Source organism: Yinghuangia sp. YIM S09857 (assembly GCF_051388915.1).
In the GTDB taxonomy this organism is placed as follows: domain Bacteria; phylum Actinomycetota; class Actinomycetes; order Streptomycetales; family Streptomycetaceae; genus Yinghuangia.
This window is the reverse complement of the sequence record NZ_JBPKBH010000025.1, coordinates 67,639-76,812: the sequence shown is the minus strand read 5'-3', so window position 1 is coordinate 76,812 and position 9,174 is coordinate 67,639. Positions and strand designations below refer to the sequence as shown.

Annotated in this window: 7 protein-coding genes and 1 pseudogene; all 8 read right to left on the bottom strand. The window is 71.6% G+C overall.

From position 1 onward, the window contains the following. Positions 1-230: 230 nt before the first annotated feature. The 8 genes and pseudogenes from ACRX5S_RS35695 to ACRX5S_RS35660 all read right to left on the bottom strand — a co-directional run bounded on the left by ACRX5S_RS35695 (position 231) and on the right by ACRX5S_RS35660 (position 9,105). A complete protein-coding gene (locus tag ACRX5S_RS35695; RefSeq protein WP_436777383.1) occupies positions 231-1,310 on the bottom strand; it encodes an iron-siderophore ABC transporter substrate-binding protein in 1,080 nt (359 codons plus the stop codon). Between the two features lie 39 nt (positions 1,311-1,349). Then, the gene (locus ACRX5S_RS35690; RefSeq protein ID WP_436777382.1) at positions 1,350-2,246 is read right to left on the bottom strand and encodes an ABC transporter ATP-binding protein; all 897 of its coding nucleotides are present in this window, start codon (positions 2,244-2,246) and stop codon (positions 1,350-1,352) included. A 22-nt stretch (positions 2,247-2,268) separates the two neighbouring features. After that, positions 2,269-3,342, bottom strand: coding sequence for a FecCD family ABC transporter permease (locus ACRX5S_RS35685; protein ID WP_436777381.1), 1,074 nt, complete (start codon positions 3,340-3,342; stop codon positions 2,269-2,271). Further along, complete coding sequence (locus tag ACRX5S_RS35680; protein ID WP_436777380.1) at positions 3,339-4,412, bottom strand: FecCD family ABC transporter permease; 1,074 nt, start codon at positions 4,410-4,412, stop codon at positions 3,339-3,341. Before ACRX5S_RS35680 ends, ACRX5S_RS35685 begins: the two co-directional genes overlap by 4 nt. A gap of 241 nt (positions 4,413-4,653) precedes the next feature. Continuing rightward, the gene (locus ACRX5S_RS35675) at positions 4,654-5,511 is read right to left on the bottom strand and encodes a DUF899 family protein (RefSeq protein ID WP_436777379.1); all 858 of its coding nucleotides are present in this window, start codon (positions 5,509-5,511) and stop codon (positions 4,654-4,656) included. 106 nt (positions 5,512-5,617) lie between these two features. Then, positions 5,618-5,818: pseudogene (locus ACRX5S_RS35670) on the bottom strand (ATP:cob(I)alamin adenosyltransferase); the annotation flags it as partial. Between the two features lie 12 nt (positions 5,819-5,830). After that, a complete protein-coding gene (locus ACRX5S_RS35665) occupies positions 5,831-8,356 on the bottom strand; it encodes an ABC transporter permease (protein ID WP_436777378.1) in 2,526 nt (841 codons plus the stop codon). After that, positions 8,353-9,105, bottom strand: coding sequence for an ABC transporter ATP-binding protein (locus ACRX5S_RS35660; RefSeq protein WP_436777377.1), 753 nt, complete (start codon positions 9,103-9,105; stop codon positions 8,353-8,355). The genes ACRX5S_RS35665 and ACRX5S_RS35660 overlap by 4 nt, the downstream gene beginning before the upstream one ends. Positions 9,106-9,174 lie beyond the last annotated feature (69 nt).

Below are 9,174 nucleotides of genomic sequence, written 5' to 3'. Positions count from 1 at the left end.
CACGGGGACAACGTGCAGCGCTGCCGCGGCCACCATCGTGAACCCCGTCGCCGCCGTCAGCCACGGCTGTCGGCGGCACTGGGCCACCACCCACCGGGCCGCGTCGCGCCCGGAGGTGGTGTGCAGTGTCGGGGCGCCGGCGCCGGGTGTGCTCACGCGCTCGAAACCGGGGCCGGGCACGTGCCGTCAGGTGCGTCGGTTGTGTCGGTTCCGTTGGTTGCCATCCCCGCTCAGCCGATCGCCTTGACGGTCTCGTCGATGGCGTACGGCAGCGACAGCAACGTGGCCTGCGACATCGCGGCGCCGATGGCCGGGCCCTCGCTGTCCAGCAGGTAGGAGACCTTGCCGTTCTTCGCGGCGGGCAGGTTCGCGAACAGCGGGTAGTTCTTGAGCGCGTTCACGTCCGCCTGGTCGTTGATGACGAAGACGCGGTCGACGTTGACCAGGTCGATCCGCTCGGGCGAGAGCTGCACGTAGAACTTGCCGTCCGCGAGCTTGTCGATTTCTGCGACGCCCTGGAAGCCCATCCCGGTGAGGAGTTGGCCGCGCACGTCGGTGGTGGTGAACGGTGCGAGCGCGTCCTTGTACCACGACAGCGCGACGGCCTTCTGGTTCGCGAACTCCGGGTGCGCGGTGCGGACCGCGGCAAGCTTGTCCTGGATGCCCTGCACGAGCTTGGCGCCTTCGTCGGCCTTGCCGAGGGCCTTGGCGATGTGCACCGCGTTGTCCTGCCAGGGCGCGCTGAACGGCTCCTTCTCGGCCTTCGTACGGGCCACGGTCGGGGCGATCTTGCTGAGCTTGTCGTACGCGGCCTGGTCGATCTCGGAGTACACGGCGACGATCAGGTCGGGTCGCAACTGCGCGATCTTCTCGTAGTTGGGCCCGGAGTCCCCGTTGTTCATGACGACTTCGGGGCGGGCGTCGCCCCACTTGTCCTTCACCCAGGGCCACTGGGTGTTGATGTCGGGGCTGGTGCCCGCCGGGTTGGGGTACTGGTCGACCATGCCGACCGGCTTGTGGCCGAGGGCCAGGATGGCCTGGTCGTCCGTGTAGCCGACGGAGACGATCCGCTCCGGTTCCTTCTTCACCGTCGTGGACCCGAACGCGTGCTCCACGGTGACCGGGAACGCGCCCGCCTCGGCCGCCGGAGGGGTGTTGCCGGACCCGGACCCCGCCGCGGACGGGCTGGACGACGTGTCGTCCGAGTCGGAGCCGCAGCCGGCGAGGAGGCCGACGCCCATGGCCGCGGCGGAGAGTATGGCCGCCAGCCGCCGGCCGCGCCGCGCGCGCGTGGTTCTGCGAAGAAGCATGAGGGTTCCTTTGGGTCCGGCATCCACTCCGCCCTCGAATTAGGGCAGGCTTACCTTACTTGATCGAGCTTGGCTGGATGCGGGTGCGTGACGATCTTCACTCCCGCGGACGTGCGTCCGGCCGATCGGGACGACGAGCGGGCGGTCGCCGACCGGGTCCTCGATCACCGCGGCGCGCAACCCGAAGGCCTCGTACAGCAGTTCCGCGCTGATCACGTCGCGCGGGTGACCCTGCGCGAGGATCGACCCGGCCCGCATGACGACGAGGTTGTCGCTGTACCGCACGGCCAGGTTGAGATCGTGCAGCACCATCACCACCGTGCGGCCGGCCTCGTGCAGGTCGTCCACCAGGTCCAGGACGTCGACCGCGTGGGCCAGGTCGAGGTACGTGGTCGGCTCGTCCAGCAGCAGCAGGTCGGTGCCCTGGGCGAGGGTCATCGAGATCCACACGCGCTGGCGCTGCCCGCCGGACAACGAGTCGACCGGCCGGTCCGCCAGGTCGGCCACCCCGGTCATCTCCAGCGCGCGTCCGACCACCGAGGCGTCGTCGGAGGACCACTGGCGGAGCCAACTCTGGTGCGGGTGGCGGCCCCTGGCGACGAGGTCCGCGACCGTGAGGCCTTCCGGCGCGACGGGTGCCTGCGGGAGCAGGCCGAGTTTCTTCGCCACGTCGCGGGTCTTCAGTCCGGCGATGTCCTCGCCGTCCAGGACGACCGCGCCGCGAGCGGGCTTGAGCAGTCGCGACAGTGTGCGCAGCAGGGTCGACTTGCCGCAGCCGTTGGGGCCGATGATCGTGGTCACCGCGCCGGAAGGGATGGCCACGTCGAGGCCGTCTATGACGGTGTCGACGCCGTACCCGACCGCGATGCCGTTCGCCGACAGCCGCGCGGCGGCGCTGTCCTGGGAGCCGGACGCGGCTGTGGATCGCGTGGTCATGAACACCCCTGGGGTTGCCGGATCATGACGGATGCCGCCGGAGGTTCGCCCGTACCAGCAGGTACAGGAGGAACGGGCCGCCCACCGCGGCCGTGACGACGCCGACCGGCAGCGTGACCGGCAGCGCGGTACGGGCGACCAGGTCGGAGCCGGTGAGCAGGACGGCGCCGAGCAGGCCCGAGGCGGCCAGCGGCGGGGTCGGGCTTCCGGTCAGACGCAGGGCCACCTGCGGTGCCATCAGCGCGACGAACGGCACCGGGCCCGCGGCGCTCACGGCCGCACCGGCCAGGAGGACCGCGCAAAGGAGCAGGACCGCGCGCACCGCGGTGTGGCGTACGCCCAGCCCGGCGGCGACGTCGTCGCCCAGGTGCATCGGCCTGAACTGGAACGCGACCGCCGTCACCACGGCCAGCAGCACGAGCGTGCACCAGAACGCGATGCGGACCTCGCTCCACGAGCGGTTGTCGAGCGAACCCACCAGCCATGCCTGGGCCCGGGCCACGTCCCTGATGTCGGCGGAGGCGAGCAGCCACGTCGTGATCGCCTGCATCACCGCGCTGACCGAGATGCCGATGAGGATCAGGCGCAGGCCGTCGATTCCGCGGCGCCAGGCCAGCAGGTAGACGAGCAGCCCCGTGCCCAGGCCGCCCGCGAGCGCCGCCGTCGACAGGCCCAGCGAGCCGTTGATCGCCGCGGACGCCCCGCCCGAAACGGTCACCAGGAACACCGCCATGGCGCTCGCGCCGCCGGTGACGCCGAGAACGTCCGGACTGGCCAGCGGATTCCGCGCGAGCGACTGGGTGAGCGCGCCCGAAACGCCGAGTGCGATGCCGACGACCAACCCGGCCAGGGCACGCGGCATCCGCAGGTCCATGATCACGAACTCGTCCACCGGGTCACCGCGGCCCAGGATGGTCGCGATCACGCGGTCGAGGGGGAGTTGGAAGTCCCCGACCGATATGGACACGCAGAACAGCAGGAAGGCCGCCGCCGCCAGAAGCAGCGTGACGCCGGCGACGCGTGGGCGCCAGGCGAACGACACGGCGCCGAACCGCAGTCCGGGTGCCACCCGAGGCCGGGCGGTGGTCTCGCTCATGCGCCCGTGATCTTTCCGCGCCACACCAGGACGGCGAAGGACGGGGCGCCGAGCAGGGCCACGAGCACACCCGCATCCAGCTCGCCGGGCCGCACCACGAGGCGCCCGGCCATGTCGCAGAGCAGCAGGACGAGGGCGCCGAGCAGGCCCGCGTACGGCACCAGCCAGCGGTAGTCCGGACCGGCCAGGTAGCGGGCCACATGCGCAACCATCAGCCCGAGGAAGGCGATTGGGCCGCACGCCGCGGTGGCGGCCCCGGCGAGCACCGTGACGGCGGCTATGCCGGTGATCCGGCTGCGCGTGATGTTCACCCCGAGGCCGCGGGCCACGTCGTCGCCCAGGTTGAGCAGGTTCAGTGCCGGGACCGTGGCCAGCGCGAGCGTCAACCCGAGCGCGATCAGCCCGGCCACCGGCCAGATGACGTCGAATCCGACGCCTGCGACCGAGCCGGCGTTCCAGAAGCGCAGGGCGTCGAGGGCAGCCTTGTCGGACAGCGACACCGCGGTGGTCATCGCGGCGAGGAAGATCGTGACGCTCTGGCCCGCCAGTGCGAGGGTGAGGGGGTTGCCGGCGCCTCTTCCGAGACTCGACAGACCGAACACGACGGCACCGGCGAGACCGGCACCGACGAGCGCGAACCACACGTACTGCGTGGGCTCGGCGAATCCGAACACGGCGATCGCGCACGCGACGGCGAACGAGGCCCCGGCGTTCACCCCGACCAGACCGGTGTCCGCGATCGGGTTGCGGGTGTACCCCTGGATCAGCGCCCCCGCGACGCCCAGCGCCATGCCCGCGACGACCGCGAGCACCGTGCGCGGCACGCGTACGGTCTGCACGATGAGCCGGATCTCGTTGCGCTGCTGGTCGGGGTCCGACGCGGCGAACAACCCGTGCCACACCTCGGACGGACTCAACGCCCGCGCCCCCACGGCCAGTGAGGCGATCGCCGCGAGGAGGACGGCGGCTGACAGTACGCCCAGGACGGCGAGTCGCCGCCGATGGGCGGGGCGGCGTTTGCCGAGTGCGGGACGCGTGGCGGCGATCGGCGGCGCGGCGGCGGGTGTCATGCGGCGGGCCCGTCGGGAGCTGACCCTGTGTCAGGAATCGTCCGTGACATGCCACTCCCCTCGGGCCGCGGAAGTCGCCGTGCGGACATGCGGCGACTCCCAAGTCAGGCACGTGGAAAGAGTGGCCTGCCATAGATTAGGTGAGCCTAAGCTAATGTTTGCGATCTTGTCGAGTACGGTCGGCAAACGATTTCGGGCCCGCGGTCCTCGCTCGGGGCCGCTCCGAAGCCGGGCTCTTCGCTCAGTGGCAGGAGCCGGACTCGGGCTCGGCCCCGGACTCGGCCGCCGGGACGGGGCCATTCGTCCCCAGGTCGTCGGAGCGTCCGGCGTCCAGGCGCGGCCACTGTGACGTGGGACGTCCACCCGACTCATCCCACAGCGGCGGCCAGTCCGGGGCCCCGCCCAGAGTCCGTGTTGCCTGCCCGAGGCGCGGCCAACCTGCCGGCGAGTCCTCCCACTCCTCCTGGCGTCCGAACGCCGTGAGGTCCATGAGCGCGTAGTTGTAGTCCACGACCTCGGCCCCGCGGCGTTTGGTCCAATACGTCTCGAACACCCGATCGCCGTCGCGCAGATAGCACACCAGGTGGAACAAGCCGAGTTCCCTGCCGACAAGCAGCGACTCAAGCGACGGCTGGGCGGAGTACCACGGCATCTCCCAGCCCATGAACTCCCGGTAGCGCAGGCTCTCTTCGTACGACGTCCGCGCGTCCCCGAAGCCGAAGGCGGTGTTCCGCCCCTGCGAGAACACGGCGAAGGTGATGTCGCGCGAGTGCAGGTAGGACAGCTCGCCCACATGGCTCATCACCCAGGTGCAGCCCTCGCACTGCTCGGCGGCGGGTCGCCCGGGCCACCACATGAAGTAGTAGGCGATCAACTGCCGCCGCCCCTCGAACGCGTCCAGCAGCGTGGTCGGACCGTCCGGCCCCAGCAGCGCACTGTCCGCGGCCACCTCGACCATCGGAAGCCTGCGCCGCGCAGCCGCAATCGCATCGCCCTCGCGCGTGTGCGCCTTCTCCCGCGCCCGCAGCTCGTCCAACTGCCGTTGAAAGGCCGCACGATCAACAATCTGCGGCTGCGCCGAACTCACATTCTCGGACATCACCAGCTCCAGGGTTCACGCCACTGCGCCGCGAGGGCACATCTTGGCAACCTAGTAGCCGGTCCGGACGACAGTCACACATGATCAGCCCGGGCGCCGACGTGGTTCAGGAACTGCGGCCCCGGCCCGGATTCCACAGCACATCGCCGCAGCCTCCGCCGTTGGCGAGACGGGCCAGGATGAACAGCAGGTCGGAGAGCCGGTTCAGGTAGCGGGCGGTGACCGGGTTGACCGTGGGGGCGTGGCCCGCGGCGACAGTCGCCGTGTCCTCCTCGAGCAGCGCCCAGGCAGAGCGCTCCGCCCGCCTGGCCGTGACTCGCTACCTGGCAGGCCGGTTGGCGCGTAGGGCTACTCGGCCCGACATGGCGGTGGCGGTGAGGACCAGGGTGAAGGTGAGGGCGACGACCGCGGTGTAGGCGGTCGGTGCTATCGCGGGGGTGAGTAGGTCGCCGTTGCTGAGGGCGTATGTCATGGCGACGAGTCCCGGCAGGGCGAAGGCCGTGCCGACGACACAGGCGGTGGTGGCCAGGAAGGCGGCTTCCCAGAGGAGTGTCGCGCGGCGTTGACGGGGTGTGGCGCCCACGGCCTTCAGGAGGTTGAACTCGGAGGCGCGCGAAAGTGTCGTGGTCACAAGGGAGTTGGTGACGGCGATAGCGATGTAGCCGAAGATGACGAGGAGGAGTAGTAGGCCGAACTTGGCCTCGCCGTCGGGGCCTTCGGTGGTCGGGCCTGGGCCTCCGGTGGTGGTGACGGTGACCCCGGGCAGGTCGGCCAGGCTGTGGCGGATCCGGTTCCCGACCTGTGCGAGCGACGTGGCGCCCGAGGGAGAGACGTCGACGGCCAGCGCGGTCGCGTTGCCGGAGGCGGTCGACGGTTGCAGGTCGCCGAGCGGCAGCAGGACGTCCCCGAATCCCAGCCCGCGTTCGTAGAGGGTGGTGACGTGCCGTGCGACCGAACGGCCGTCCGGAAGCACGATGGTGACCTCGTCGCCCACCCGCGCACCCACCTGCGAGGCGCCCAGGACGCCAAGGGCCACCTCCCCGTCCCGGAGTCGGATCGGTGCGCTGCCGCGGGGCTTGAGGTCGGCGTGACGTTCGACCGCATCCGCGGCGATGCCGAGTGCTTCGAGCGTCTGGGGGCCGTTGTCGCCGGGCCCCCGCACGATCACACCGGTCGTCACCAGCGGGGTGACGGAGTCGACGCCGGGGACATGGCGTACCAGGTCGGTCGTCCGGTCGCCGATGCCGACTCCGGGGGCGGTCACGGTCAGGTCCGCGCGATGGCCTGCCTGCACCTGCGCCGTCGATACGGCGCCGGCCGTTGCCGCGCCCGAGAGTTGGACGGCGCTCAGCGCGACGCCCAGCACGATCGGCGTCAGCGCGCCGCCGACCCGGGCCGCGCGGTGCCTGATGCTGCTGAGGGCCGTGTAGGCGGCGGCGGTGCGTGCCGCGGGTCGGCGTACGGCTGCCGTGGCCGCACGTACCACCAGCGGACCGAGCGGGCCGATCGACAGGGCCATCACAAGCCCGGACATCCCGGGCAGGCCGCTCGCGGCGTCGACGTCGGACGTGTAAAGCGGCGCCAGCACCATTGCGGTGCCGACCGCGAGCAGGGCGACTCCGACGGCGATACGGCGGCCCGTGCGCGGCGGGCCCGACGGGTTTCCGTCGCCGCCGTCGAGTTGAGCCAGCGGGCCGTTGCGTACGACGCGCCGCACGGCGACGCGCGTGGCGATCTCCGCGGCCAGGAAGCCCGTCAGCATCGCCGCCGCGAAGGGCAGCGGGCCGAACACCGGGTCGAGCGTGCGGGGGAGCACACCCCAGGACCGGATGGCGGCGGTCATGCCCGCGCCCACGAGCGGTCCGACGAGCCCGCCGGTCACCGCCGCCACCCCCGCAACGAGGCGGATTTCGGTACGCAGAAGGCGCTTCACCTGTTTCGGCGTGGCGCCGACGATCCGGAGCAGGGCCAACTCGCGCGAGCGCTCGCGGATTTGCAGCGACGTGAGGGCGATGACGGTGAAGACGGCGACGATGAGCGCGATCGCACCGAACGCACCCGCGGCGGAGACGAGACTTCCCGTCGCGCGGCCTTGGGCGACGGCTTCGACCGGCCCTCGTTCGTCGCGGTCCCAGAGGCGTGCGTCGGATTGCGCGGCCAGGTGCCTGATCGCCTCCGCGGCGTCCGGGTTCCCGGCGTCCGCGGCCGTCGGCCACACACCGACCGCCGCGACCCGGCGCTCGGGGTTGCCGAGCGTCACGAACCGCGCGTCGTCGAGATAGACATCCGGTACGTCCACCCCCTCGTCATCGGCCGTCGTCGTGCCCACGAGCGTGAACACGAACGGCCGATCGCCGAAGCCCACCGGCAGCGTGCCGCCGAGGTCCAGGCCGAGCGCGTCGGCGAGGCGTCCGGGCAGCACGATCTCGTCCGGCCCCGCGGGCGCGCGTCCCGCGGACAATTCGCGGTTCCCGAGCGCGAAAGCCGACCACGGGTGCGCGTCGACCGACTCGGTGCCGCCCGTGCCGACCACCGCGGGCACGATGCGGTCGGCGACGACCCGGGACCCCGGCAGCGCGCGGGCGATCTCCCCGGGCAACGACGGCGGCAGCAACGCGCGGTCGGCCACGGTCATGTCGACGTCGCCGTCGACCGGCACCGATTGGCGGGACGCGACGAGCAGCGGCGCGGCGTCGTACTCGCCGGTGTCGACCTGGCCGCGTACGCCGGTCTCCAGCAGTACCCCGAACGCGCCCACGAGGACGGCCGAGAAGAACACCGTCACGGCCAGCGCGGCAACCGCCCCGCGGCGGGCCCGGAGGGTGAGACGGGCGAGCTTGTTCACGACTGCCGCCCGAGGTCGGCGAGGGCGGCGGCGATCCGGCCTTCGCCGGCGCCGTGGAGTTCGCCGTGCCGGCGTCCGTCGCGGAGGAACACCACGCGGTCCGCGACCGCCGCGGCCCGCGGATCGTGCGTCACCAGCAGCGCGCGCTGGCCGAGGTCGGTGACGATCGAGCGGAGCAGGCCGAGGACGACGTCGCCCGACGCGGAGTCGAGCGCGCCCGTCGGTTCGTCGGCGACGATCAACTCCGGATCCGTGACGAGCGCGCGTGCGAACGCCACCCGCTGCTGCTGCCCTCCGGACAACTGCGCCGGGCGGCGGGCGAGCGTGGCGCCCACCCCGACGGCCTCGGCGAGGTCCCGGACCCGGCGTTCGTCGATCGGGCGCCCGGCCAGCCGCAGCGGCAGCGAGATGTTGTCGGCGACGGTGAGCGACGGGATCAGGTTGTACGCCTGGAACACCACGCCGATGCGAGAGCGCCGCATTTCCGCCAGGCGGGTCTCGTCGAGACCGGTGATGTCGACGCCGCCGATGCGGACGGTGCCGGTGTCGGGCTTCTCCAGGCCGAGCAGGCAGTTGAGCAGCGTGCTCTTGCCCGAGCCGGACGGTCCCATGATCGCGGTGAAGGTCCGCGGTGCGAGGGAGAGGTCGATGTTGGTGAGAGCCCAGAACCGGGTCGCGTCGGCGCCGAAGCTCTTGCTCAGGCCCCGGATGGCCACGGTGTGTTCGGCGTCGTCTCGGTGTGTCGTCACATGTTCGAACGTAGGTTTCGGAACCCCTCCGGGACTGCCCCGCAGGCACCCGGATCGGGGGTGGCCCAG